Origin of the sequence: Actinosynnema pretiosum, from assembly GCF_002354875.1 — a bacterium.
Taxonomy (GTDB): Bacteria; Actinomycetota; Actinomycetes; order Mycobacteriales; family Pseudonocardiaceae; genus Actinosynnema; species Actinosynnema auranticum.
The window spans coordinates 4,601,920-4,627,922 of the sequence record NZ_CP023445.1 but is presented as its reverse complement, the minus strand read 5'-3'; the positions used below and the strand labels follow the sequence as shown (position 1 = coordinate 4,627,922).

Genomic DNA, 26,003 nt, shown 5'->3' with positions numbered 1-26,003 from the left:
GAGTCCGCGCGACCGCGACCGGCGTGCTCACAGCGACTCCGGGACCACCGCCTCCTGGACGGTCGGGTAGAGGTCGAGGAGCTGGTCGAGGGTCGTCGCCCGCATGGCGCGCACCATCGCCCTGGCCGGGGCGACCACGCGCAGCGGCGTGCCCTGCCTCGCGCCGAGGCGGTGGTGCTCCACCAGCAGCGACATGCCCACCGAGGCGAAGAACCGCACCTCGGTCAGGTCCACCACCACCGGCCCGCCCTTGTCGGCGGCCTCGGTGAACGCTGTGCGCAGCTGACGCTCGAAACCGGGGGCGCTGACCGCGTCCACGTCCCCGCTGGCGTGCACGATCACGGGTTGCTCATCCTGGGCGGACATCCGACCTCCTCGTCGAACGCTGCTCATCCGAACATCCGAGGCTCCCGGGTCGAGCCCGCGTTGACCAGCGAGGACGAGCTCCGAGCCCTGCTCCATTCAGGGGTAATATGCGCCACAGTTCGGCGCGGGTCGCGCCGGGGCACTCTCCGCGCCGCCGAACCCCGTGGGCCGCGCCCGGCCCCCGGCGGTGGACGGGGCCGCGCTCCCGGTGGGCGCGCCCGGATGCGAGGACCGTCCAGCCCCGTCCCGTCCGGCCCCGCCCCGTCCGGCTACGCCTCGGGGATCTCCGAGCCCCACTCCTCCAGCGTGAACCCCGCCGGGTCCGGACCGCCGCGCACGCCCCGGTCGAGCCCGTCCACCGCGGCCAGCTCGGCCTCGGACAGCGCGAACCCGAAGACGTCGAAGTTCTCCGCGATCCGGTGCGGCCTCACCGACTTCGGGATGACCGACCGCCCGCGCTGCAGGTGCCAGCGCAGCATCACCTGCGCGGGCGTGCGCCCGTGCTCGGCGGCGATCGCGGTGAGCACCGGGTCCTCCATCACGTTCACCCGGTCCTGCCCGCCCCAGCCGGGGTAGAACGTGATCCCGCCGATCGGCGACCACGCCTGCGTCACGATCCCGCGCTCCGCGTCGGCGGCCTGCACGTCGGGCTGGGCGAAGTACGGGTGCAGCTCCACCTGGTTCACCGCGGGGACCACCCCGGTCTCGGCGGCGAGCCGCTCCAGGTGCTCGGGCGCGAAGTTGCTGACCCCGATCGCTCGCACCGACCCGTCCGCGAGCAGCCCCTCCAGGTCCCGGTACGCCTCGACGGTCAGGTCGAACCGGTGCGGGAACGGCTGGTGCAGGATCAGCAGGTCGATCACGTCGAGCCCGAGCTTGCCCGCGCTCTTGCCGAACGCGTGCCGCGTCGCGCCCCGCCCGTAGTCGTTGATCCACACCTTGGTCTCGACGAAGTACTCCGACCGCGCCAGCCCGGACTCCCGCAGCGCCCGCCCGACCTCGCGCTCGTTGCCGTAGACCGCCGCCGTGTCCACGTGCCGGTAACCGACCTCCAGCGCCGCCGCGACCGCTCCGGTGGTCTCCTCGGGCGCGGACTGGAAGACCCCGAGTCCGAGGGCGGGCATCTCGACGCCGTTGTTGAGCTTGATGGTCTCCATGCCGACCACGCTAGGAGCGCCCCACCCGCCTCGACAGGGTGCGGTTCACCCCCTCTCGCGGGCGCGATCCGGGAATAGCCGGGCGGCAGGGGTGTCGTGCGCGCGCCGCGCCCCGGACGCACCGGGGTCTCCACGTCCCCGGACGGCGCGGCGGACCGGATCGCCCACCACGCCGACGAGAGCGCGTCCGGCGGCTGCGGCGCGAACCGGTCGACGCGGGCGCAGGGGTTCACCCGGAACGCCGACGGCACACCGGACTCCGGCCCGCCTCGGCGTGCGGCTCCCACCGCCCTCGGGCGAGCCCGCGCCCTAGTCGCCGAGAGGTCCCGGTCCCGTCCCGAGCGGGCGGAACCGGGGCCGGGCGGCGCGCAGCGCGACCAGGCAGGTGGCGGCCAGCAGCATGGTCGCGCCGCCGATCAGCGCGGCCCGCAGTCCCAGCAGGGCCAGCAGCCCGCTGACCGAGATCACCCCGACCGCGCCCGCCACCCGCTGCAGCGCGAACACCTCGGCCTTGCGGTGCGGCGGCGCGAGCGCGTCCAGCGCCAGCGAGTAGAACGTGCCCAGCAGCGGCAGGAAGAACCCCAGCACCGCCGCGCCCGCCAGGGTCACCGCGAGGTTCCCGCCCGCCAGCGTCGCGCAGGCCCCCGCTGTGCTGGCGGCCAGGTAGCCCGCGACCGCGCCGACGCCGGGGACGCGGTTGCGCACGCTCACCCTGATCCCGCCCAGGACCGAGCCCGCGCACAGCACCGAGGCGAACAGGAACGCCCACCCCGGACCGAGGTCGAAGGCGAGCGCGAACGACACCGCGCCGACCTCCACCGCCGCCACCGCGCCGCTGCCCGCCGCCGCGCAGCACAACCACACCAGCGCCTCGCGCGGCAGCCCGCCGCCGACCGGGGCCGCGTCCGGGGCCGCGCGCACGTCCGGGACGCGGGGCGTGAGCACGGCCGGGCCCAGCCCGAGCACGGTGATCACCGCCATCGCCCACACCGGCGACGCCGAGCCGATCAGCGACGCGAGCACGGGGGACAGCGCGAAGGTGACCTCGTTCAGCGTGGCGGCCACGCCCAGCGCCCTGGGCAGCCCGCCGGGGGAGACCAGGTGGTTCAGCAGGAGCCGCTGGTAGCCGTGCGCCGTCCCGCTGACCGCGCCCGCCACGACGACGGCGGCGACCAGCGCGGCGAACGGGGCGCCCACCGCGCCCAGGCCCGTGGCGGCGGCGAAGGCGGCGGTGCGGACGGCGACCAGGGCGCGCAGGTAGCGCACCGGGGAGAACCGCGCGCCCAACCGGGAGAGGGGGACCGAGCCGAGCACCTGGGCCGTGGTCGTGGCGAAGACGAGCGCGGCCCCGGACTCGGCCGTGCCGGTGAGCGGCAGCGCCAGCAGGCCGAAGGCGATCGGGGCGGCGGCCTGGGGAACGCCGGAGGTCGCGGAGCCGAGCTGCCACCGTACGATGTCCCGCCTCGGCGGCGACGTGCGCGCTGGTGGGGGGATCGACTGCGTGGCGGTCATGCGGGGGCCTCTTGCCTTCACGTGCGCGTGCGGTGGGGTGGTCGGCGTGGGGTCGACCGGGAATGGTGAGCACTATAGTGCTCATTTGGGGAGCGGGGTGCGCGTGGTCGACCAGATCCGGCCGGAGGTCGTCGTCCTCCTGGGCGACCGCATCCGCGCGCTGCGCAAGGCCGCCGGGCTGAGCGTGGTGCGCCTCGCCGAGCTGAGCGGCGTCAGCAGGCGGATGCTCACCCAGATCGAGCTGGGGCAGGCGAACCCGAGCCTGTCCACGGTGGACCGCGTGGCGTCCGCGCTGGGCACGACGTTCTCCGCGCTGGCGGGCGTGCTGGGCGACCCGCTGCCCGAGGGCGTCGAGGTGTGGTCCACGCCGGGCGGGAGCTGGGCGTACCTGGTGAACGCGGTGGAGACGGCGGAGGCGTCGATCGAGCTGTGGAAGTGGCGGCTGCTCGGCGACGACCGGTACGGCGGCGTGGGCGGGACGCCGGGGACGCCGGACTCGATGGCGCACGTGCTGCGGGGCGAGCTGGTGGTCCGGCGGGGCGAGGTCGAGCTGCTGCGCGTGGCGGAGGGCGGGTCGGCCCGGCTGGCGAGCGCCGGGGGGTACACGTTCGGCGCGGGGGGTGAGGTCGTGGACTTCCTGTGGGTGCCGACCGTGCCCCGCGGTTCGACGCCGCCGCCCACGTCACCTCGCGCCTGAGCTGCGGTTTTCCGAGGTCTGACCACTCTTCCGGTGGATCTCCGCGCACTCCGCCTTGACGCGTGCCGATATGGGCATATGATTTGCCCATGGCACGAGCAGCGACCACCTCGGACGTCTTCAACGCGATCGCCGAACCGCAGCGCCGGGAGATCCTGGGGCTGCTGCGGTCGCGCGAGTGGCCGGTGACCGAGCTGGCCGACCGGCTCGGGATGACCCAGCCGCGCGCGTCCAAGCACCTGCGCGTGCTCCGGGAGGTGGGGCTGGTGCGCGATCGCAAGGCGGGCAAGCAGCGCCTGTACTGCCTGGACGCGCGGGGGTTGCGGTCGGTGCACGAGTGGTCGGGCGGGTTCGAGCGGTTCTGGAGCGAGAGCTTCGACCGGCTCGACGGGTACCTGCGGGAACTGGAGCAGGAGAGGCGGGGGGAGTAGCGGGTGGAAACGGTCACCGACCGCGAGGTCGTGGTCTCCAGGGTGGTCGACGCGCCCAGGGAGCTGGTGTTCGAGGCGTTCACGGAGGTGCGGCACCTGGCGCGGTGGTGGGGGCCGGACGGGTTCACCACGACGACGCGCGCGTTCGAGTTCCGCGTCGGCGGGGAGTGGGACTTCGTGATGCGCGGGCCGGACGGGACGGACTACCAGGAGTGGATCACCTGGACCGGGATCGCCCCGCCGGAGCGGATCACGTTGCGGCACGGGGAGTTCCGCGACGACCCGAACGCGTTCGAGACGGTGCTGACGTTCGAGCCGGAGGGGGCGGGGACGCGCGTCGAGCTGCGCACGGTGTTCCCCACGCGGGAGGCGCGCGACGAGGCGGTGGAGAAGTACCACGCCGTCGAGGGCGGACGGCAGACCCTCGGCAACCTGGCCGCGTACGTCACCGGGGGTGCGGGGGCTGCCGGGGCTGCGCGCGCCACCGGTGGCGTTCCCGCGGCCGGGGTTCCGCTGGCGGCTGGCGCCGCGCACCTCGCCGGCGCTGCGCACCTCGCCGACGGCGCGGGGGAGCGGGGCTGATGGCGGGCACGGTGTTCTTCAGCGTGTCGATGTCGCTGGACGGCTTCATCGCCCCCGAGAGCCCCGAGGAGCTCATGGGGCGGCAGTGGATGGAGCTCCAGGGCTGGGCCTTCCGGCAGCGCTTCTTCCGGGAGAACCTCAAGCTGGGCTCCGGCGGCGCGGAGGGCCGCGACAACGAGATCGTCCGGGCGACGTTCGAGCGCACCGGCGCGAGCGTGATGGGCAAGCGCATGTTCGACGCGGGCGAGCACGCCTGGCCCGACGACCCGCCGTTCCACGTCCCGGTGTTCGTCGTGACCCACGAGCGCCGCGCCCCCTGGGAGCGTCAGGGCGGGACGACGTTCCACTTCGTGAACGACGGCGTCGAGTCCGCGCTGGCCCAGGCGCGGGAGGCTGCGGGCGACCGGGACGTGCGCGTGGCGGGCGGCGGCGAGACGATCCTGCGCCACCTGAACGCCGGACTGGTGGACGAGTTCACCGTCGCCCTGTCCCCGGTGCTGTTCGGCGCGGGCATCCGCCTGTTCGAGGGCGTGGACGCGTCCAGGGTGGCCCTGGAGCAGATCCGCGCCGAGCCCGGCGAGGGGGTGACCCACCTGACCTACGCCGTCAGGCGGCGGTAGGGGCCTGCCTCGCACACGATGGCGACGGGACTCTGCCTCGTGCTCGACGGTAGGTGGGACTCTGCCTCGTGCTCGACGGTCGCTGGGATGCGTCGTCGAGCACGAGGAACCTCGGTCGCCTGGCTGCCCGCTCTCCCTGGCGGCAGCGGTGCGTCAGCGGCCAAGCATCCGCTCCACCAGGAGTTCCGTTGCCGCTCCACCGGCGATTCCGTTGCTGTCCTGCCACATCCCGACGGGAGCTGTCACCGGAGACGGTCCACGTACCACCGCGCTGTGTGCTGCCGCGCCGTGTGCCGCCGCGTCCCCCTGCCGGGCGAGCGCGTCACCGCGTCCCCCTGCCGGGCGAGCGCGTCACCGCGTCCTCCTGCCGGGGAGCGCGTTGAGCGCGGCCGGGTGCTGCCCCTCGACGGCGGTGTCGACGGCGTCCAGTTCGGCCGACGTGCGCGTGACCACCCAGGCCGCGCCCTCCGCGAGTTGGAGTGCGCCCGACTCGCGGCACGGATCACCGCCCGCTGACCGGATCCGGCCGTACCGCGCCGCCGCCGAACCCCAAAACCCTTGCCCCGCATGACGCCCTGTTCACCACCTCCCCCTTACGCTGTCCGATGTGGACCTCACCGGCACGGCAACGGGCATCGGGTTGAGCGTGGCCTCCGCGTTCGCCTACGCGGTCGGCGCGGTGCGCCAGCAGCGGCTCGCCCACCTGCCCGGACAAGTGTTGGCGCGCACGCCCGCGTGGTGGTGGGCGCTCGCCCTGAACGGGGTCGGGGGCGTGCTGCACGTCGCGGCGCTGCTGTTCGGGCCGCTGGTGCTGGTGCAGTCGTTCGGGGTGCTGACCGTGGCGTTCGCCGTGCTGCTGGGCGCGCTCTCCCGGCGCGAGGCCGTCGGGCGGGCCGAGTGGGGCGGGTCCGCGCTGGTGGGCGTCGGCCTGGTCGCGGTGCTGCTGGTCGTGGGGACCGGGTCGGGCGCGCGCGTGCTGTCCGGCGGCGACCTGGTCGGGCTGCTCGCGGTGACGGCTGCGGTGCTCGTGCTGCTCGGGCGCGGGAACGCGGGCGGCCTGCGGCTCGCGGCAGCGGGCGGGATCGCGTTCGGCGTCCTGGCCGCGCTCCTGCAGACCGCGGTGCTGCTCGTCGCCGAGGGCGGCGCGGGCGCGCTGCTGCACGCCGACACCGCGCCGGTCGTGCCCGCCGCGCTCGTGCTGGTCGTCGTGGCCGTGCTGCTCACCCAGCGCTCCTACCGCTACGGCCTCGGCGCGCCGCTGTCGGTCAACACCACCGTGAACCCGCTGACGGCGGCCGTCGTCGGCGTGGTGCTGCTCGGCGAGCGGGTGGGCGGCGAGCCGGGTGACGTGGTGCTGGCGCTGCTCGCCGCGCTGGCCGTCGCCGGTGGCGTCCACCTGCTGTCCCCGGTCCCGGAACGCGCGCCCGCCACCGACTCGCGCACCGAGGGGGAGCAGGCCGCGGTCGGCACCGGCCCTTGATCGGCCGGTCGCGGAGGTGTTAGCGTTCACACGAGAGGTGGTGACCCGCGTCACAAGATCCGGCGCGGGGCCCGGTCACCACCAGCGCGCCCAGCACGGTTCCCGTGCTCCGCTGCTCAGGAGGCCCCGCGTGACCAACAAGCTCCCGCACCGCTTAGCCCGGCTCTGCCTGGCGCTGCTCACCGCCGCCGCCACCGCCGTGGTCGCCGCGTCACCCGCGCAGGCCGCCGCCGGATACCTCTACACCACCTTCAAGGGCGACGGCGCCGCCGACCAGGAGCTGTGGGTCTACTCCTCCACCAACGGCACCAGCTTCAGCGCCCTCGCCGACACGAACTACCGGGGTCCCTCCGGCGTGCTGCGCGACCCGAGCGTCATCCGGCACAACGGGCTCTACTACGTCGCCCACACCGTGCAGTCCTGGACCACGGGCTCCACGCACTTCAACATCGCCTCCAGCCCCGACCTGCTCACCTGGACGCACGTCGCCGGCGTCGACTCCGGCGTCGCGAACACCCGGTTCACCTGGGCGCCCGAGTTCTACGTCGAGAACGGCGTCGTCCGGGTCATCGTGAGCATCGACCAGACCACCTGCTCGAACTGCTTCCGCCCCTACGTCTTCACCGCCCAGAACGCCGCGCTGACCTCCTGGAGCGCCCCGGTGCAGATGGGCGGGCTCGGGGCGAACCACATCGACACGTACGTGGTGAAGTCGGGCAGCACCTACCACGCGTTCACCAAGAACGAGACCACCAAGCACATCGAGCACTGGACCAGCGCCGGCCTCACCAGCGGGTGGGCCCTGCGCGGCCAGCTGTGGACCTCGGGCTACGAGGGGCCCGCCGTGCTGCGGATGGCCGACGGGTCCTGGCGGATCTGGGTCGACAAGTACACCAACGGCGGCATGTGGACCGCCACCAGCGCCGACCTCGACTCCTGGTCCGGGCTGAGCCAGGTCGCCTGCCCCGGCTGCCGCCACGGCACCGTGCTGGCGGTGGCCGACCTGCCCGCCCCGACCACCGCCCACCGGGTGGACAACCGCAACAGCGGCCGTTCCCTGGACGTGGTCTCCGCCTCCACCGCCGACAACGCCGAGGTCAAGCAGTGGGCCTGGAACGGCGGCGACAACCAGAGGTGGGAGTTCCGGGACGCGGGCGACGGCTACTCCCGGATCGTCAACCGGGGCAGCGGCAAGTGCCTTGACGTGGCGGGCGCCTCCACGGCCGACGGGGCCAACGTCATCCAGTACACCTGCGGCTCGGGCGCGAACCAGCAGTGGCAGTGGCAGGCCGTCGGCAGCCACTTCCGGATCGTCGCGCGGCACAGCGGCAAGTGCCTCGACGTCGTCGGCTCCGGGCTCCAGGACGGCGCCGACGTCCAGCAGCTCACCTGCGGCGGCGGCGCGAACCAGCAGTGGAGCCGCGCCCAGGCCTGACCCCCGGTCCCGCCACCCCCGGTCCCGCCACTCCCGTTCCCACGACCCCCGCCGCCGACACCGCCGCCGACACCCCGTTGCAGCAGCCGTTCCAGGAGAGGAACCCCGATGTCGGTGCCAAGCAAGCTGCGGGCGGCGCGGCGGCTGACCGCCCTCGCCGCGGCGGCCGTCCTCGCGTCCGCGCTGGCCGCCGCGACCGCCCCGCAGGCGGTCGCGGCGCCCGGCCCGTCCTTCACCAACCCCCTGGTCGGCGCGCCCAACAGCGCCGACCCGTCGATCGTCCACAGCGGCGGCAACTGGTTCTACGTGGCCACGACCTGGTCGTCGAAGATCGTCATGCGCAAGTCCTCCACCATGGCGGGGCTCAAGACCGCGGCGGAGCAGACGGTGTTCACCCTCGCCCCCGGCCCCGGCTGCTGCACGATGTGGGCGCCGGACCTCCAGTGGATCAACAACCGGTGGTACCTGTACTTCTCCGCCGACGCGACCCCCGGCCAGGGCCAGCGCCGCACCGGCGTGCTGGAGAGCAGCGGCGCGGACCCGCTGGGCCCCTACACCTACCGGGGCATCCTCAACCTGGAGCCCGACGCCGGGTGGGCGATCGACGGCAGCGTGGTCCGCTTCAACGGCTACGCCAACCACTTCGTCTACTCGGCGTTCCGGGGCGGGGAGCAGAGCCTGTTCATCGCCCCGATGTCCACCCCGGCGCAGGTCTCCCGCAACGGGGTCCGGATCTCCTCGCCGACGCTGTCGTGGGAGCGGCAGGGCGGGGCGGTCAACGAGGGCCCGTACGCGGTGTACAACGCGGGGAAGACGTTCCTGACCTACTCGGCCAGCTCCTGCCAGACGCCCGACTACAAGCTCGGGATGCTGACCTGGACCGGCGGCGACCCGATGTCGCCGAGCTCGTGGGTGAAGAAGTCCACGCCGATCTTCCAGCGCAACGACGCGGCGGGCGTCTACGGCCCCGGCCACGCCTCGTTCGTCAGGTCGCCCGACGAGAGCGAGACCTGGGTCGTCTACCACGCGAACTCCTCCGCGGGCCAGGGCTGCGGCACCACCCGCACCACGCGCGCGCAGAAGATCGGCTGGCACTCGGACGGCTCGCCCAACCTCGGCGCCCCGGTGGCGACCGGGACCACGATCACCGGTCCGTCCGGCGACTCGTGACCTGGGGACGGGCGCGCCGGGCGGAAACCCGAAGAAAACGCGGGTGCTGTCGGCCGGAGGGCCGGGAATACCGGTTCTCCGGAAACGCGGAAAGATAGGGGTTTTGCTCACGGAATCGACAGGTGGCCAAATCTTGTGCGGACCGCCGGGCGCTGCTAACTTCCGCGAAGTCGTTATTCCCTGTTGAGGAGGAATTGAATGCGGTCGAGGTTCCGCGCGCTCAGCGCCCTGCTCGCCGTTTCCGCCAGTCTCGCCGTTTTCTCCCCCGCCGCGTCCGCCGACCCGATCCCGGCTCCGCTGCCGCCGAACTGCGGCGTCGCCGACTTCTGCACCTGGTCCGTCTTCGTGATCCCCGGCGAGCCCTCCGACGCCGTCCCGACCATTCGCACGACCGGCGACTGGAGCGGTGAGGCGGTGGCGTTCCGGCTCTACAACAACACCGGTCGCTACGCGCACGTGTCGTACGAGGAGAAGCTCGACGACGGCACCATCCGCCGGTACGAGAGCTGCTTCGGCCCGGTCTGGCGCTACTTCACCCGGCCGTTCACCGTCACCGGCGTGACCTTCCACGACCAGCCGACCCAGCAGTACTGCTAGTCCGCCGCGGGTCCACGACGGCCGCCGCTCCCACGCCGGGGGTGGCGGCCGTCGTCGCGAGCTGACTGTGGCGCGCGTCACACTTGTTGCGGCCGGGGAACTCCCTCGTTCCAGCGTCCGACCCCCTAGCGTGACGAGTTGCTCACGATGCGCTGTCGCCCCTGGTCGGCGGCGGGACTCAGGAGGGTTCGGTGGGACACGACCTGGCCCGGTCACCGGGAGGCCCGCCTTGATCAGCCACGAGATCGACTTCGTGAAGCTGGACCCGACCCAGAACATGACCCTCCTGGTGCGCACCGAGCACCCCGAGGAGGAGCACCGGGACATCGCCCTGCGGCTCATGGCCTACGAGCACCTGCACGCCGAGCAGGTCGGGTTCGTGCGCAAGCCCGGATCACCCGACGCCGACATCAGCCTGCGCATGGCGGGCGGCGAGTTCTGCGGCAACGCCTGCATGGCCCTCGCCGCGCTCGCCGCACCCCCCGACGAGCTGGCGGGCGGCCACCCCGTCGACGTCGTCCTGGAGGCCTCCGGCGCGCGGGACCTGGTCCGCTGCCGCGTCCTGCGGCACGCCCGCGAGTACACCTGCGAGCTCGCCATGCCGCTCCCGGAGTCCGTGGAGCGCGGCGCGGACGGGGTGGCGCTCGTGCGCTACGACGACTCGCTGCACGTGGTCGTGGAGACCGGCAGGCCCGACCCGGCGCTCAGGGCGTGGGCCCAGCGCCTCGCCGCCCGGCTCGGCGAGCGCGGGGACGCCTCGCTGATCGGCGTCATGCTCTACGAACCGCGCTCCGGCCACCTCACCCCGCTGGTCCACGTCCCCCTGCTGGGCAGCGCCGTCTGGGAGCGCGGCTGCGGGTCGGGTGCGGCGGCGCTGGCCGCCTACCTGGCCTGGGAGGGCCGGACTTCCGTCACCACGCGCGTGCGCCAGCCCGGCGGCGTGATGACCGTCGCCGCCGACCACGCGCGGGGCGCGCTCACCGGCGTCCGCGTGCAGGGCACCGTCCGGGTCGTCGCCGAGGGGAGGGCCTACCTCTAGCCGCGCGAACCGCGCACCACCGGGACAGCGCACCACCGGGACAGCGCACCACCGGGACAGCGCACCACCGGGACAGGAGGAGCATGGGCACCGCAGAACTCCGACCGCTGCTCGACGAGCACCTGACCGCCCTGCGGCGGGCCGCCGCGAGCTACGACGGCACCACCCGCCACGCCCCCGACGTGGAGCGCGTCGTCGGCGACTACTCCGCGTTCGTCACCGACCCGCGCCACCACGCCGCCTGGGACGCGCTCGCCCACGCCGACCCGCCGTGGTTCGCGCCCCTGGTGGACGAGCTGCGCGCCTCGTCCGCCCGCTGCGCCGCGATCATGGAGAAGCACCGCGCCCTGGACCTGCTCGACGGCCGCACCGCCAGGGCGGGCTACTTCGACAACGTCGAGTCCTGCATCGCGGACGAGTTCGGCGCGTTCCACCTCACCGCCGACTCGCGCGTCCTGCTCGTCGGCTCCGGCTCGTTCCCCATGACCCCGCTGCGCGTCGCCCGCCTCACCGGCGCCCGCGTCGTCGGCGTCGACATCGACCCCGAGGCCGTCGAACTCGGCCGCCGGGTCGTGCGGGCGCTCGGCGACGGCCTGGACATCACCCTGGAGCCCACCCCGCTCCCGGAGCTGCCCTTCACCGCCGAGGCCACGCACGTCATCTTCAGCTCCACGGTTTCGGTGAAGTACGACCTGCTCGACGCCCTCCACGCCACCACGCGCCCCGACGTCGTCGTGGCCATGCGCTACGGGGACCGCCTCAAGTCCCTCTTCAACTACCCGACCAGGCCCGTCGACCCCCGCAGGTGGGTGCGCTCCGGCTCGGTCCTGCGACCCGAGCACATCTTCGACGTCGCCCTCTACACCAAGGCGTGACCGCGCCCAGAGCGCAGATCGGAACAGGGATGGACGACTTCCAACGGGTCCTGATCGCCGGGACCGGGCCGACCACCGCGCAGCTGGCCGTGCTGCTCGGGACCGGGCGGGGCAGCGCGGTGGGCGTCGCGGGCAGGCGCTCCGCCCGCTCGGCCGCGTTCTTCGCCGGGCTGGAGCGCGCGGGCCGCACCGTCCGCGTCGACGTGCAGGACGAGCGGCACCGGGCGGCGGCGGGCGAGCACCAGGTGGCCGAGGTGTTCCAGGGCTACGGGGCGGTCGCCGGCCGGTGGGGGGCGCTCGTGCTCGCGGTGACCGCCGACGCCTACACCCCGGTGCTCGACCAGGTCGACCCCGAGGTGCTGCGCGGCCTCGGCTGCGTCGTCCTCGTCTCACCCACGTTCGGCTCGCACGCCCTGGTGCGCGGGCGGCTGCGCGCCCTGGGCGCGGACGCCGAGGTGATCAGCCTCTCCAGCTACCTCGGCGACACCCGCTGGTCCGACGGGACCCCGTCACCCCACGTCCTCACCGCGGGCGTCAAGAAGCGCCTCTACCTCGGCTCCGACCGGGGCGCCACGCCCAACCTGGAGCTGCTGCGCGAGCTGCACCGCGGCCTCGGCGTGGACCCGGTGGCCGTCTCCGGCCCCCTGGAGGCCGAGACCAGGAACATCTCCCTCTACGTGCACCCGGCGCTGTTCATGAACGAGCTCGCCCTGAACGCGGTGTTCTTCGAGACCTCGCCGGTCAAGTACGTCTACAAGCTCATCCCCGAGGGCCCGGTCTCGCCCGCGCTGGTCAACGACATCGTCAACCAGTGGAAGGAGATCACCGCCCTCGTCGCGCGGCTGGGTGTCGACGGCGTCAACCTGCTGCGGTTCATGGTCGACGACAGCTACCCGGTGCGGCCGGAGAGCATCTCGCGCCGGGACGTCGAGCGGTTCGAGGAGCTGCCGCCGGTGCACCAGGACTACCTCGTGTACGTCCGCTACGCCTCGCTGCTGGTCGACCCGTTCTCCGAGCCCGACGCCGACGGCCGCTACTTCGACTTCTCCGCCATCCCGATCCGCCGCGTCTTCCGCGACGCCGAGGGCCGCTGGGAGGTGCCCAGGATGCCGAAGGAGGACTACTACCGCACCAAGGTCGTCCAGGGCGTCGCCCGGAGCCTGGGGGTGCCCTGCCCGACGATCGACAAGCTCCTCGCCCGCTACGAGGACGCCCTCACCCGCGCCGCCGGGCTCCGTGCGGGCGAGCCGCTGACGGACGCCTTCACCGTGCGCGACTTCCCCGAGGACCTCGACGTCATCCGCGCCGAGCTGGGGCGGACCCGGTGAGCGCGTCCTCCGGCAGCGCGTCCCCGGACAGCGCGGCCCCCGGTGAGCGGACGGCCGAGGAGCGCCCCGAGCGCGACCGGCGCATCGCCGCCGCCGTGCTGCCCGCCCTGGTGGCCTCGGTGCTGGGCCTGCTGCCCTTCACCGTCTACAGCACGTTCCTGGTGCCCATCGCCGACGCGGCGGGCGAGGGCGACGCCACCGTCGGCGCGCTGCGCGGCCTCGGCGGGGTCGGCGCGGTCCTGGTCGGCGTGGCCGCCGCCCCGCTGATCGGCCGGGTGCCGCCCGGCCGGGTCGCCGCCTGGGGCCTGCTGCTGCTCGCCGCAGCCTCCCTGGTCGGCACGGTCGCCGAACTGCCCGCGCTGGCCGCGTTCTGCCTGCTGATCGGCGTGTCGAACGCGGTGCTCTACCCGGCGCTCACCACGGCGGCGGCCGACCGGTTCGGCGAAGGCCCGTCCGCCGCCCGCGCCGCCACCCTGGTCACCGCGACCAAGACCCTGGCCGCCACGCTCGTCGCCCCGCTGGTCGCGCTGCCCGCGCTGTGGTGGGGCTGGCGCGGCGACCTGGTCGCGATCGCGGTCCTCGCCGTCGCGCTCACGCCCGTGCTGCTCCGGCACGGCCGCGAGCGGCACGTCCCGGCCGCGCGGCACGGCTACCTCGCGGCGTTCCGGGGCCTGGCCGCCGTGCCGGGCGCCCGCGCGCTCCTGCTGGTCTCGTTCGGCCAGGCCGCCGCCTTCCAGGGCCACCTCGCCTACCTGGCCCCGTTCTACGCCGACCGGTTCGGCCTGGCGCCCGGCCTGTTCGCGCTGGTGTGGACGCTCAGCGGCGCCTCGTTCTTCCTCGGCAACCTGATCACCGGCCGCCTGGTCAACACCACCGGCTCCGACCTGCGGGCCCGCCGCGCGCTGCACGTGTTCCTGCCGCTCGCGCTGCTGTCGCTGCTCGGCGTGTACCTGGCGCCCGCGCTGCCGCTCGCCCTGGTGTGCACGGCCGTGCTGTCGGCCAGCCACGCGGTGGGCGTGGCCTCGGTGGTGACGCTGCTGGTGCGCCGGGGCGGCGACCTGCGCGGGACCGCGCTGGGCGTCAACGCCTCCGGCATGAGCCTCGGCCTGTTCCTGGGCGCGGCGGCCGGTGGCGCGGGCCTCGCCGCGGGCGGTTATCCGGGGGCCGCCGCGGTGTTCGGCCTGTTCACCGCGCTCTGCGTCGCCGCGGCCGCGACCGTCCGCGCCGCCCCCCGAACCCCGGCCGCAGGCCGGGACCCGAGCCCGAGATGAGGTGGTGGAGCTTGTCCACGACAGGCCGCAGCGCGGTGGTTCACCCCTGGCGCGCCCGCAGCAGACCGCTCGCGGTCGCCCTGCTCTCGCTGTCCGCCCTGCTCGCCGGGTGCGCGACCGGCGCCGGGGACGGCGGAGCCGCGGCCCGACCCGACCCGTCCGGCCACTACCCGGTGACCGTGCGGAACTGCGGTCGCGAGGTCACCTTCGACCGCGCGCCCAGCCGCGTCTACCTCGGCTTCCAGTCCGCCGCCGAGGTCTTCTTCGGCCTGGGCCTTGGGGAGCGGGCCATCGCCCAGATCAAGCCGGTGGACACCCCGCTGCCGGACCAGGCGGCGGACTTCGACCGCGTCCCGGACGAGTCCCCGGACAGCTACGTCCCGGTGGGCAAGGAGCAGATGTTCGGGCTGCGCCCCGACTTCCTCCTCGCCTACGTCAACTCCGAGTACGGCGGCCCCGACCAGCTCGCCCCCGGACTGGCCACGGTCGACGACCTCCAGGCCATCGGCGCGCGGGTCTACGCCCTGGTGTGCCCCGAGGACACCCCGGTCCGCACCGAGTTCACCTACCGCGCGCTCACCGACCTCGGCGCGATCTTCGACGTCGAGCAGCGGGCCGCCGAGGTGGTCGACTCGATGAAGGCCCGCGTCGCCGAGGTGCAGCGCCGCGTCGCCGGCCGTGAGCCGGTGCCGGTGTTCTACTACTACGGCGGCGAGGGCCCGATCATGACCGGCACCCGCGACGCCTTCGTCAACGAGGTGATCGCGCTCGCGGGCGGGGTGAACGTCTTCGGCGACACCGGGGGCGGGCGCCGGGGGTTCCTGGACGTCTCCCAGGAGCGCGTGGCCGCCACCGACCCGGCTGTCTTCCTCATCGGCGCCAGTCCCAACGCCGACGAGGACCTCGCCGCCAAGACCGACTACCTCTACCGCACGTTCCCGCAGCTGAGGGCCAGCAGGGACAGGCGCGTCGCGCTGACCTACGACACCGCGAACACGCCGGGCTGGCGCTTCGCGGACGTCGTGGAGGACCTGGCCCGCACCCTGCACCCGGACGCGTTCGCGGACGCCCCGCCCACCGGCGCCCCGCCCACCGGCGTCACGGGGGAGCGATGACCACCTCCGCCCCCGAGAGCACCCGCGCGCCCGAGGCGGCCCCGCGCCGCACCCGGCTCGCGGCGGTGCTGCTGGGCCTGGGCGGCGCGCTCGTGCTCAGCGTCCTGCTGGCGACCTCGCTGGGCCCGGTGCGCGTCCCGCTGCGGGAGACCGCGCAGGTCGTGCTGCACCACCTCTCCGCCGACCTGTTCCACCCCGCCGACCCGGTGAACGACCACATCGTGTGGCAGTTCCGCCTCCCCAGGGCGCTGCTGGGCGCCGTGGTCGGCGCGGGGCTTGCCTCGGTCGGGGTCGTGCTCCAGGCCGTGGTGCGCAACCCGCTGGCCGACCCGTACCTGCTCGGCGTCTCCTCCGGCGCGTCCTTCGGGGCCGTGCTGGTGCTGGTGGTCGGCTCCTCCGCCGTCGCCGGGCTCGGGCTGTCCTCGGCGGCGTTCGCGGGCGCGCTCGCCGCCACCCTGCTGGTCTACCTGCTGGCCCAGCGCGCGGGCCGGGTCACCCCGTTCCGGCTGATCCTGGCCGGGGTGTCGCTGGCCTACCTGTTCCAGGCCCTCTACGGCCTCCTGCTGCTGCACGCCAGCCCCTACGACGTGCAGGGCGTGCTGGTCTGGCTGTTCGGCAGCCTCGGCTCCACCGAGTGGGGCGACCTGGGCGCGCCCGCCGCGTGCGTGGTCGCGGGCGTGCTCTACCTGCTCACCCAGGCCCGGTCGCTGAACTCGCTGCTCGCCGGGGAGGAGACGGCGGTCTCCCTCGGCCTGGACGTCGCCCGGTTCCGGGTGCGGATGCTCGTGGTGACCTCGCTGGTGGTCGGGGTCGTCGTCGCGGTCAGCGGGGCGGTGGCGTTCGTCGGGCTGATCGTGCCGCACCTGTGCCGGATGGTGGTCGGCTCGGAGCACCGCGCGCTGCTGCCGGTTGCCGCGCTCACCGGGGCGGTGTTCCTGGTGCTGATGGACCTGGCCGCCCGCACCGTGCTCGCGCCGAGCGACCTGCCGCTGTCCATCGTCACCTCGGTGTTCGGGGTGCCGTTCTTCATCTGGCTGCTGCGGCAGCGCGAGGCCGGGCGGGAGGCGAGGTTCGGGTGAGCGCGAACGGGAGCGGGCCGCCGAGGGTCGTGGTCGACGGGGTCTCGGTGGAGCTGGGCGGGAGCCCGGTGGTGGCCGGGGCGAGCCTGACCGTGGGCGCGGGGGAGGTGGTCGGCGTCGTCGGGCCCAACGGCAGCGGCAAGTCCACGCTGCTGCGCGCGGTCTACCGGGCGCTGCGCCCGGCGGCGGGGGCGGTGCGGGTCGACGGGGCCGACGTGTGGGGGCTCACCGCCCGCGAGTCCGCGCGGCGCACCGCCGTGGTGGTGCAGGAGAGCGGCAGCGACTTCGTGCTCACGGTCGCCGACGTGGTCGCGATGGGCCGCAACCCGCACAAGGGCCCGCTGGACCGCGACACCGCCGACGACCGCCGGATCTGCGCCGAGGCGGTCGCCAGGACCGGTGTCGCGCACCTGGCCGGGCGCGACTTCGACACCCTCTCCGGCGGGGAGAAGCAGCGGGTGCTGCTGGCGCGGGCGCTGGCGCAGCAGCCGAGGCTGCTCGTGCTCGACGAGCCCACCAACCACCTGGACATCCGCTACCAGCTGGAGCTGCTCGACCTGGTGCGCGCGCTCGGCACCACCACGCTCACCGTCATGCACGACCTGGCGCTGGCCGTGGCGTACTGCGACCGCGTGCACGTGCTGCACCGGGGCCGGGTCGTCGCCGACGGGCCACCCGCGCGGGTGCTCACCGCGGAGCTGGTCGCCGAGGTCTTCGGGGTCCGCGCCTGCCGGTGGGTCGACCCCGACACCGGGCAGGCGCACCTCGGGTTCTCCCGGCTGCCCGACCCGGACCGAACCGCAGAGAGGAACCCCGCGTGACCGACCAGCCCACCCCGCTGACCGACCTGCTCGCCCGCTGGGACGTGCAGCAGACCGCCTACATCGCCGACCGCGACCGCGTGTACGAGGTGATGTTCGAGGTCCTCACCCACCTCAGGCCCGCCGAGGACCTCGTGGTGCTCGACCTGGCCTGCGGTCCCGGCGCGATCAGCGGCAGGCTGCTGGGGCTGCTGCCGAAGGCGCGCGCGGTGGCCGTCGACGTCGACCCGGTGCTCCTGGCGATCGGCGAGGGCGCGCTCGGCGACGTGGACGGCCGCCTGCGCTGGGTGCGGGCCGACCTGCGCGACCCGGACTGGCCCGATGCCCTGGGCGAGGACGCGGGCTCCTTCGACGCGGTCCTGTCCAGCACGGCCCTGCACTGGCTGGACCCGGCCGTGCTGACCGCCACCTACCGCCGCGCCCTGCGGCTGCTGCGCCCGGACGGCGTGCTGCTCAACGCCGACTACCTGCCGCACCCGCCGGGCAGCAGGCTGCGCGAGGCGGGCGACGCGATCGCCCTGGCACGGCGCGAGCGGGCGCTGGCCGGGGGAGCGGAGTCGTGGGAGCGGTGGTGGGAGGCGGTGCAGGCCGAACCGTCGCTGGCGGACGCGCTGGCCCGCCGCGCGGCCCTGTGGCCGGAGGGCGCCCGCGACTGGACCGGCGCCTCGCACCGCTTCCACGAGGCCGCCCTGCTCGACGCCGGGTTCGCCGAGGCGGGCGTGGTGTGGCAGGACCTGCAGGAGCGGATCGTCGTGGGCCTGCGCTGAGCCGGGGCGCCGGGCCGGGGCGCGCCCCGGCCCGGCGCCTGCTCCGCCCGAGCACCACCTCCGCCGCCGACCCCCGCCGAGGAACCCCCGTGGACCTGCGCGTCCCCACCCACCTGGTCACCACCCACCTCCGAGCCGGTGAGGCCGCCCGCTCCTGGCTGGCCACCCTGCCCGCCCTGGTGGACGACCTCCTGACCCGCTGGGCCCTGACCCCGGAGGGCCCACCCCGCTCAGGCCGAGCCGCACTGGCCCTCCCCGTGCGCCGCGCGGACGGAACCCGAGCCGTGCTGCGCCTGCAACCGCCGGGCCCGGAGCCCGAGGCGGCCCTCACCGCCCTGCGCCTGTGGTCCGGCCGCGGAGCGGTCCGCCTGCTGGAGCACGACCCGACGACCACCACGGTGCTCCTGGAGCGCTTGGACCGCACGCGCACGCTCGCGACCGTCGAGGACGACGACGAGGCCATGCGCGTGATCGCCGCCCTCCTGCACCAGCTGACCTCCGTGCCCGCCCCCGGCGCCCTCCCGACCCTGCGCGACATCGCGACCGAGATGGTCGCCCGGACCCGAACCACCGCGACCTCCCTCCCCGACCCGACCGAGCAGCGCCTGCTCCTGTCCTGGGCGTCAGCGGTGTCCGAACTGCTCGACGAGCCGGGAGACCGCCTGCTGCACTGGGACCTGCACTTCGGCAACGTGCTGGCAGGCGAGCGGCAGCCCTGGCTGGCGATCGACCCCGTCCCCCTGGCGGGCGACCCCGGTTTCGACCTCTGGCCCGCCCTGGACAGCAACTGGGACGCGGTGCAGGCCACCGGCGCCCTGGAGCGCGTCGTGCGCAGGCGCTTCGACCTGCTCACCGAAACCCTCGACCTGGACCGCCCCCGCGCGGCGGCGTGGACCCTGGGCCGAGTCCTCCAGAACTGCCTGTGGGACGTGGAGGACGGCAGAACCACCCTCGCCCCACCCCAGCTCGCCGTGGCCCGCGCCGTGACGCGAGGCGGGCCTGCCTGACGCTGTGCCGCGGAACGCCCACCACGGGGTCGGCCTGCGAGGGCGCCCCGTGCAGGCATCCTGCGCCGCGTGAGCGAAAGCGACGAACCGTGAGCCCCGCACCCCCGCCCGGCGATCCGGCAGGTCCACTACCGGGCGGGCACGGCGACCAGCGGTGTCGAGGTCCTCTCCTTCGCGGAACTACGGCGACGCGCAGGCCCCGACGAGTGGCGGCACGCGCAGCGCCCCGAGTTCGACCTGCTGCTGTTCGTCCGGGCCGGTGAAGCGCGCCACTGGGGCGACGTCACCGGTTACCCCTTGCAACCGGGCGACGTCCTCTGGGGCCGCTCGGGGCAGGTGCAGCGCTGGGGCGACCTCTCGGCCGTCGAGGGCGCGATGGTGCTCTTCACCGCGGAACACCTGGGCGAGGACCTGGCCCGCCGCTCCCGCACCGCACCCCGCCGCTCGTGGAGACCCCCGCGGGCCTGGCGGAGTTCGCCGGCCCGGTCAGCACCGCACGCCAACTCGCGACCGCAGTCGCCGGACCGGGTGCCCACCCGGTCCGCGCCGCCCACTTCGCCCAAGATCCGCTCCCGCCAGACCTCCACCGGCAGGTCGTCGTCCTCGTCCACCGCACGAGCGCAGTTCCGGAGCTCGACCAGCGCGGGGACCGCCCGCCCTCCCACCGGGCTGCCCCTCGCCACCCCGCTACCCGGTGTACCGGGCCTCCGAGCCGTACAACTCCCTGGTGAACGCCGAGATGTACGCGTGCGCGTCCCCACCACCGAGGTCGTACGTCAGGTACACCCCGTACCCCTCGCTCACCGTCCGCCGCGCGAAGTTCGCCGCGGTCGTGGTCGACGTGGCCCCGATCTGCACCGCCGCAGGCGAGAGCGCCGACTTCGGCAACGCCATCCGCGGCACGCTCCACGTCCCGTAGTACGGGTTCCACGCGTAGTCGAACGCCGACGTCACATCCACCCCGCCGTACGACAGCCGCGACGCCGCAGGCCCGATGTTGTAGAGCGTGATCAGCTTGTCCGCGGGCATCGCCGCCCGCAGCGCCGTCACCAGGTGCACGAACGAGCTCGCGTTCGGCTGCCCCGTCCCGTTCCTCCCGTACTCCGCGTACTCGTCGTCGAAGTCGATCCCGTCCAGCCCGTACCTCTCCACGGCGTCGGCCAGCTGCCGCGCGAACGCCCCGGCCGCCTGCGCGCTCGGGAAGTTCGCGAACCCGGCCCCCTGGTGGTTCCCCAGGACCGACAGCGTCACCTTGATCCCCTTGGCCTGCAGGGGCCGGATCTCGGTGGCGGCGCTGTCCAGCACCCGCTGCACGTTCGGGTTGAAGTGCAGGTAGGCCGACTTCGTCGCGGTGTCGTAGTTGATGTTCGCCGCGAAGATCACCCCGATGTCGAAGACGTTCCCGCCCCCGACCAGCTCGTACTCGCCGACGTTCGCCATGCTGTGGTTGTTCACCTCGACGTACGCCACGGACACCGGCCCGGCCTTCGCCGACTCGCCCGCCGAGGCCGCGGTCCCACCGCTCAACAGCAGGACCGCCGCCACGACCGCGCCGATCCGCCTGGCTCCGAACACCATCGATCAACTCCCATCACGCGGGGTTGGCAGGGGCGTCCAGCGAACCAGCGCCGAACTCCCGCCGTCCACGGCGGACGGCACGTCTGTCCGGTGAGTTGTCCGCCCCGGCTCTGTCGTACCCCCGTGGTAGACCGATCCCCATGCCCAGCACCCCCGCACCCGCCCCACTGGTGATCGCCACCCGCACCGGGGCCCGATCACCGCCCTGGCCGCGCTTCCCGCGGCGGACGGCGGCGAGGTCCTGGTCACCGCGTCCGGTGACGGCGGCGCGCGCCGCTGGAACCCGGACACCCTGGAGGCGCTCGACGACCCGCTCCGCGCCGATGGCTGGCTGTGGTCCCTGGCCGTGGCCGAGCGGTCCGTGCTGTTCGGCGGCTTCCAGGACGGCCGCCTGGCGCGGTGGGACGCCCGCACCGGGCAGCGGCTGCCGGGGGAGGCCCGCACCGGCTGGGTGCGCTCGCTGGCGGTGGTGGGCCCGGTGGTGTTCAGCGGCTCCGACGACGGCGAGGTGCGCCGCTGGGACACCCGGACCGGCGAACCCGCGGGCGCCCCCCTGCCGGGGCGCGACGCCTCGGTGTGCTCCCTGGTCGCGGTCCGCACGCCGGACCGCGTGCTGCTGGTGGGCGGCTTCGCCGACGGCGCCCTGTGCCGCTGGGACGCGCTGACGGGCCAACCGCTGGGCGAGCCCCTGCCCGCCCACACCGCCCCGGTGCGCGCCCTGGCGGCGATCGGGACGACGGTGTTCAGCGCCTGCGACGACGGCGCCGTGCGCCGCTGGGACGCCACGACCGGCCTCCCCACCGGGGAGCTGACCGGCCACCCCGCCCCGGTCCTGTCACTCCTGCCGGTCCGGGTGAACGGCCGAGCCGCGCTGGTGGCAGGCTGCCGCACCGGCGACGTGCTGCGCTGGGACACCCCGACCGACACCCCCGCCACGACCACGCTGACCGGCCACCCCGCCCCGGTGCGCGCCCTGGCGGCGATCGGCCAGACCCTGTTCAGCGGCGCGGACGACGGAACCCTGCACCGCCAGGACCTCCGCACCGGAGCCCTGACCGGCGAGCTGAGCGGCCACTCCACGCACGTGCAGCAGCTGGCCACGACCAAACTGCCCGACGGTCGGGTGCTCCTGGTCACCACCGGTGACACCACGGTCCGCCGCTGGGACCTGACCACCGGCCGCTCGGCGGGACCCGCGCTCGTCAGCGACGCGCGACAGGCGTGGGCGATCGCCTGCCACGGCCCGCTGATCGTCAGCGGCGGGCAGGAGCGCGTGGTGCGCCTGTGGGACGCCCGGACCGGCGCCCTGATGTCCGAGCTGCGCGGCCACACCGCGACCATCACCTGCGCCCGCGCGTTCACGCTCGACAACCGCACCACGATCGCCACCGGCGACCAGGCAGGCGCCATCCGCCTCTGGGACGCCGCGACCGGCGGTTCCCTGTCCGAGCTGACCGGCCACACCAGCAACCTGACCTCGTTGGACACCACCGAGATCGACGGCCGCGTGATCCTCGTCAGCACCTCCCACGACCGCACCGTGCGCCGCTGGGACGCCGCGACCGGCAGGCAGGTCGGCGCCCCGATCACCGGCGACGGCGGAATCTGGGGCCCGGCAGCCACCACCACCCTCGCCGACGGCCGCGTCCTGATCGCCTGCGGCGACGAGAACGGCGCCCTGCGCCGCTGGGACGCGCGCACCGGCGCCCCCGTCGGCGACCGATCCCAGGGCCACGCCGCCACCCACTCGATCACCTCGGTCGTCGCGACCCACGTCCGGGGCCGCCCGGTCCTCGTCACCGCGGACCCCCTGGGCACCGTGCTGACCTGGGACGCCGAGACCGGCCTCCCCCTCGGCGAACCGATCTCAGCCGCCCCGGTCCGGGGGATGACCGCCCGCGGCGACGCGGACGGCCTGGTGATCGCCACCGGTTCACCCGACGCCCGCGTCACGGTGTGGCCCGCGGACCGCACGACCCCCGAGGCCGGAGAGGCCGTGAGAGCCCTGCTGCACGACCTCGCCGGGAAGTTCGGCCGCACCACCGCGCCCACGTGGTTCGACCACGCGGGCGAGCTGGTCGTCGGCGGCGGCCACGTCATCTGGGAAACCCCGGACCTGACCGACGGCGGCTTCACCCACCACCTCCCCGCAGGGCGGCACCCAGTGCACCTGGGAACCACCGCCAGGCCCGAGGACCCCTGGGACCCGGACAGCTTCCGCCACACCGTCGACCTGGTGGTGATCCCGCTCGCCGAGCCCGCCCGGATCGCCGAGGCGGACTGGGACGTGGAGGACTACGGCGACATCCACCTCATCGAGGACCACGCGGTCCTGTGGGAGGAGGAAGCGTCCCTGACCGCAGGCCGCAGCACCGACCTCCCCGCCCTGATCGCCCGAGCCCGCGAGGACATCCGCGCACGGGGCCCGCACCTGCGCAGGCACAACTGGGCGGAGCTGCTCCTGGACGCGGAAACGGGAGCGAACGCCTTCGTCCTCCCGGTGAGCGGCACCAACGTCACCGGCTACGAGATCCGGGACGAGACCGACACCCTCCTCTGCCTGGTCCTGACCACGATCGGTTGACCAGAACCGATGCCGATCCCGAGGCCCACGCGTCCACCGCCGCCGCCCAACGCCCTCAGGCAGGCTGCGGGCCGTGAAGCACCTCGAGCTCGCCGGGATGTCCGCGGACTACGAGCGGCTCTGCGGGGTGGCCGGGCACGCCGCCGTGGACGGCCTGCGCGCCGCGCTGCTGCGCTACCCAGCCGACGCCCGGCTCGCCATCCCCGGCGACGACCTGGCCACCCCGGTGCTCACCGCCGCCCCGGTACCACCCACGTGTCGCTGGTGGGCGGCACCTGCGCGGTGCGGATCTCCGGCGAGCAGACGGACGGGGCCGGTACTGCCTGATCGAGATGCGCGTGCCCGACAGCGGCGGCCCGCCCCCGCACCGCCGACCTCGCGCCGGAGCACCGGTCCGCGTTCCTCTGACCGGGAGGCTGGGCCGGGGACCGGGGTGCGACTTCCACCGCCTCCGGCAGCCGCGGAGCCGCCCCCGTGCGGTGACAGGTCACCACGTCTGTGCCGTGCCCTCCGCGCCGGTCACGGCCTGGCGGGACCACCCCGGTAGGCCGCCGTCGTGCTGGGCGGTCCGGCGGTCGCCGCCCTCGCGGCCGGGTCGGGGTAGGAGCCGGTGTAGCTGTAGATGGTGTTCTGCGCGTCGCGCCAGGTGAACACCCAGCTCCCGTCCGGGAGCGCGGCGGAGGCTGGGTCGGTCGCGGCGTCGTCGAAGGTCCGCACGGACCACTCCCGGAACGGTCCGGCGGGCACCGACTGGCCGGTCACGTGCACCAGGCCGTCCACTCCGCGCGCCGCCACCTCCACCAGGCCGCGAGTGGTGGCCACGGCGGTCGGGGAGCCCGTCGTGACGAGGTCGCCGACGGTCGACCACGTGCCGGGGAACGCGCCCGCGTTCTCCCGCTGGGTGCGCACGCGCCCGTCCTGGCCTCGGGTGAACACCTGGAGGTCGCCGTTCTGGTGCCGCACCAGCGCGGGCTCGCCCAGGCCCGCGCCCAGGGCGCGCCACGGGCCGAGCTCGCCGTCGACGAGCCGGGCGACGCGCGTCGAGCCGTCGGTGAAGCGGGCGGCGAGGTCGAGCACGGCGCGGTCCGGGTCGGGGGCGGGCAGCGCGGTGAGGTCGGTGGTGAGCCCGGTGGCGGGCAGGGCGCGCCACGGCAGGTAGCGGTCGCGGTCGCGCAGCTGCGGGCGGTGCCAGAGCACGCCGTCGGCGTCGACGCCGAGCGCGGACGTGCCCACCGAGGTGGTGACGAGCGTGGGGTCGCCGAGCAGCCAGCCGCCGTGCTGCTGCGCGCCCGGCGCCCAGACCCCGTTGGCGACCTGCTGGAGCTTGCCGCGCGCGTCGGCGTCGTCGGAGCTGTTGGCGATCACCTCGACGCGGCCGTCAGCGCGGACGGCGGCGCCGGGGGTGCCGGTGAAGCCGTGGTGGTCGGGGAAGCTCTGGTAGTCGATGAGCAGCGGGTCGTCGGCCCTGCGCTGGCGCGCGTGCACGAGGCTGCCCTGGGAGTTGGTGTAGAAGTAGTTCATGCGTCCGTCGGTGCCGGGCAGCGCTGTGGTGGCGGCGTCGTGGCGGGCCGGGACGGCCGGGCGGACCGGCGCGGGCGCGTCGGGGAGCGCGCAGGCGTCGGTCGTGGCGCCCACGCGCCAGTCGCGGGACCAGCCCCAGCTGATGTGCTTGCGACCGCCGAAGGCGAAGTCGCCGAGCGAGTCGTCGTAGCGGTACCACCAGAGGTCGCCGCGGTCGTTGTCCTGCTGGCCGTAGACGATGCCCGCGCCGGGGGAGAACAGGGCGCGGTGCATGTTCCAGCCGTTGCCGGTCGGGTGCTTGCGCTGGACCCAGCGGTGCGAGGGGGCGTGGTACTCGTAGCGGTAGAGGGTGCCGTTGTCGCGATGCGGGTCGCGGACGAAGAGCACCCCGTCGCCCGCCGCGACGATCAGGTCGTACCGGTTGGGGTCGCCCTGTTCGAGGACACGGCGCGACCAGGTGCGGGTGGCCTCGTCGAAGTGCTCCCACTGGAGGTCGCCGTTGGCGAGCAGGGCGTAGAAGTCGCCGCGCGAGTCGACGGTGAGGCGGTTGCGGAAGGCGGGGGAGTCCCAGCCGGTCCAGCCGGTGGCGATGACGTCGTACCAGCCGCCACCCGGCCGCTCCCACTCCGAGCCGGTCCAGCGGTAGCGGCGCAGCTCGCCGTCGACGATGTCGTAGAGCCTGCCGTCGGGCCCGGTGCGGGTGAGGGGCGACCAGCCGTTGCCGATGTGGGACCAACCGGTCCACGAGTCCAGGCCCTGCTCGGGCTCCTCGTGGTTGTAGAGGCGGAGGGAGCCGTCGGGGAGGACGGCGAAGACCGGGGAGGCGGTGCGGCACTGGAGGGTGGAGGCGGCTTGGGCGGCGGGGGTGGCGAGGGGGATGAGGGTGGCGGCGAGGGGCAGCACGGCGAGGGTGAGCGCGGTGAGCGCGGTGGATCTCCGATTGTGCTTGGGGTACATCATCTTCTCCATTC

At 74.5% G+C, this 26,003-nt stretch carries 23 protein-coding genes; 18 read left to right on the top strand and 5 right to left on the bottom strand.

Annotated elements, in window-relative coordinates; all coding sequences use genetic code 11:
* Positions 1 to 27: 27 nt before the first annotated feature.
* The 3 genes from CNX65_RS19745 to CNX65_RS37915 form a co-directional block, all read right to left on the bottom strand.
* Positions 28 to 366 carry an STAS domain-containing protein gene (locus CNX65_RS19745; protein WP_157767735.1) on the bottom strand — a complete coding sequence of 113 codons (339 nt, stop codon included), beginning with the start codon at positions 364 to 366 and terminating at the stop codon, positions 28 to 30.
* 269 nt (positions 367 to 635) lie between these two features.
* On the bottom strand, positions 636 to 1,523 hold the full coding sequence (locus CNX65_RS19740) for an aldo/keto reductase (protein WP_096497881.1): 888 nt from the start codon (positions 1,521 to 1,523) through the stop codon (positions 636 to 638).
* A gap of 309 nt (positions 1,524 to 1,832) precedes the next feature.
* Complete coding sequence (locus tag CNX65_RS37915) at positions 1,833 to 3,035, bottom strand: MFS transporter (protein WP_096495074.1); 1,203 nt, start codon at positions 3,033 to 3,035, stop codon at positions 1,833 to 1,835.
* A gap of 97 nt (positions 3,036 to 3,132) precedes the next feature.
* Here CNX65_RS37915 and CNX65_RS19725 point away from each other — a divergent pair, with 97 nt between their 5' ends.
* The 17 genes from CNX65_RS19725 (at position 3,133) to CNX65_RS19645 (ending at position 19,349) form a co-directional block, all read left to right on the top strand.
* Positions 3,133 to 3,732 (top strand): helix-turn-helix domain-containing protein, encoded by a 600-nt coding sequence (locus CNX65_RS19725; RefSeq protein WP_232519916.1) that lies wholly within the window; start codon positions 3,133 to 3,135, stop codon positions 3,730 to 3,732.
* An 89-nt stretch (positions 3,733 to 3,821) separates the two neighbouring features.
* Positions 3,822 to 4,163 carry an ArsR/SmtB family transcription factor gene (locus CNX65_RS19720; protein ID WP_096495073.1) on the top strand — a complete coding sequence of 114 codons (342 nt, stop codon included), beginning with the start codon at positions 3,822 to 3,824 and terminating at the stop codon, positions 4,161 to 4,163.
* A 3-nt stretch (positions 4,164 to 4,166) separates the two neighbouring features.
* The gene (locus CNX65_RS19715) at positions 4,167 to 4,745 is read left to right on the top strand and encodes an SRPBCC family protein (protein ID WP_096495072.1); all 579 of its coding nucleotides are present in this window, start codon (positions 4,167 to 4,169) and stop codon (positions 4,743 to 4,745) included.
* A complete protein-coding gene (locus tag CNX65_RS19710) occupies positions 4,745 to 5,365 on the top strand; it encodes a dihydrofolate reductase family protein (protein WP_096495071.1) in 621 nt (206 codons plus the stop codon). Before CNX65_RS19715 ends, CNX65_RS19710 begins: the two co-directional genes overlap by 1 nt.
* Positions 5,366 to 5,972: 607 nt before the next feature.
* Positions 5,973 to 6,845, top strand: coding sequence for a DMT family protein (locus CNX65_RS19705; protein WP_157767734.1), 873 nt, complete (start codon positions 5,973 to 5,975; stop codon positions 6,843 to 6,845).
* A gap of 130 nt (positions 6,846 to 6,975) precedes the next feature.
* Positions 6,976 to 8,280, top strand: coding sequence for an RICIN domain-containing protein (locus tag CNX65_RS36275; RefSeq protein ID WP_198320516.1), 1,305 nt, complete (start codon positions 6,976 to 6,978; stop codon positions 8,278 to 8,280).
* Positions 8,281 to 8,388: 108 nt separating this feature from the next.
* Entirely contained in the window at positions 8,389 to 9,450 is a 1,062-nt protein-coding gene (locus CNX65_RS19695) for a glycoside hydrolase family 43 protein (protein WP_096495069.1), read from the top strand.
* A gap of 198 nt (positions 9,451 to 9,648) precedes the next feature.
* Positions 9,649 to 10,047, top strand: coding sequence for a hypothetical protein (locus tag CNX65_RS19690; RefSeq protein WP_096495068.1), 399 nt, complete (start codon positions 9,649 to 9,651; stop codon positions 10,045 to 10,047).
* Between the two features lie 229 nt (positions 10,048 to 10,276).
* Entirely contained in the window at positions 10,277 to 11,086 is an 810-nt protein-coding gene (locus CNX65_RS19685; protein ID WP_096495067.1) for a diaminopimelate epimerase, read from the top strand.
* Positions 11,087 to 11,169: 83 nt separating this feature from the next.
* The gene (locus tag CNX65_RS19680) at positions 11,170 to 11,961 is read left to right on the top strand and encodes a class I SAM-dependent methyltransferase (protein ID WP_096495066.1); all 792 of its coding nucleotides are present in this window, start codon (positions 11,170 to 11,172) and stop codon (positions 11,959 to 11,961) included.
* Positions 11,962 to 11,990: 29 nt separating this feature from the next.
* A complete protein-coding gene (locus tag CNX65_RS19675; protein WP_096495065.1) occupies positions 11,991 to 13,289 on the top strand; it encodes an opine metallophore biosynthesis dehydrogenase in 1,299 nt (432 codons plus the stop codon).
* Entirely contained in the window at positions 13,286 to 14,560 is a 1,275-nt protein-coding gene (locus tag CNX65_RS19670; protein WP_096495064.1) for an MFS transporter, read from the top strand. Before CNX65_RS19675 ends, CNX65_RS19670 begins: the two co-directional genes overlap by 4 nt.
* Before the next feature lie 11 nt (positions 14,561 to 14,571).
* Positions 14,572 to 15,675, top strand: a complete 1,104-nt coding sequence (locus tag CNX65_RS19665; RefSeq protein WP_157767733.1) for an ABC transporter substrate-binding protein — start codon at positions 14,572 to 14,574, stop codon at positions 15,673 to 15,675.
* Positions 15,672 to 16,754, top strand: a complete 1,083-nt coding sequence (locus CNX65_RS19660) for a FecCD family ABC transporter permease (protein ID WP_096495062.1) — start codon at positions 15,672 to 15,674, stop codon at positions 16,752 to 16,754. Before CNX65_RS19665 ends, CNX65_RS19660 begins: the two co-directional genes overlap by 4 nt.
* Entirely contained in the window at positions 16,751 to 17,575 is an 825-nt protein-coding gene (locus CNX65_RS19655) for an ABC transporter ATP-binding protein (RefSeq protein ID WP_096495061.1), read from the top strand. The genes CNX65_RS19660 and CNX65_RS19655 overlap by 4 nt, the downstream gene beginning before the upstream one ends.
* Positions 17,572 to 18,342: a class I SAM-dependent methyltransferase gene (locus tag CNX65_RS19650; RefSeq protein ID WP_096495060.1), complete on the top strand. Its 771-nt coding sequence runs from the start codon at positions 17,572 to 17,574 to the stop codon at positions 18,340 to 18,342. The genes CNX65_RS19655 and CNX65_RS19650 overlap by 4 nt, the downstream gene beginning before the upstream one ends.
* A gap of 89 nt (positions 18,343 to 18,431) precedes the next feature.
* Positions 18,432 to 19,349, top strand: a complete 918-nt coding sequence (locus CNX65_RS19645; protein ID WP_096495059.1) for an aminoglycoside phosphotransferase family protein — start codon at positions 18,432 to 18,434, stop codon at positions 19,347 to 19,349.
* A gap of 687 nt (positions 19,350 to 20,036) precedes the next feature.
* Here the strand turns inward: CNX65_RS19645 and CNX65_RS19635 are convergent.
* A complete protein-coding gene (locus tag CNX65_RS19635) occupies positions 20,037 to 20,927 on the bottom strand; it encodes an endo-beta-N-acetylglucosaminidase H (protein WP_096495057.1) in 891 nt (296 codons plus the stop codon).
* A 346-nt stretch (positions 20,928 to 21,273) separates the two neighbouring features.
* Between CNX65_RS19635 and CNX65_RS19630 the strand changes: the two genes are divergently transcribed.
* Positions 21,274 to 23,511 (top strand): WD40 repeat domain-containing protein, encoded by a 2,238-nt coding sequence (locus CNX65_RS19630; RefSeq protein WP_096495056.1) that lies wholly within the window; start codon positions 21,274 to 21,276, stop codon positions 23,509 to 23,511.
* 519 nt (positions 23,512 to 24,030) lie between these two features.
* Here the strand turns inward: CNX65_RS19630 and CNX65_RS19620 are convergent.
* The gene (locus CNX65_RS19620) at positions 24,031 to 26,001 is read right to left on the bottom strand and encodes a tachylectin-related carbohydrate-binding protein (RefSeq protein WP_177154284.1); all 1,971 of its coding nucleotides are present in this window, start codon (positions 25,999 to 26,001) and stop codon (positions 24,031 to 24,033) included.
* Between the last annotated feature and the right edge of the window lie 2 nt (positions 26,002 to 26,003).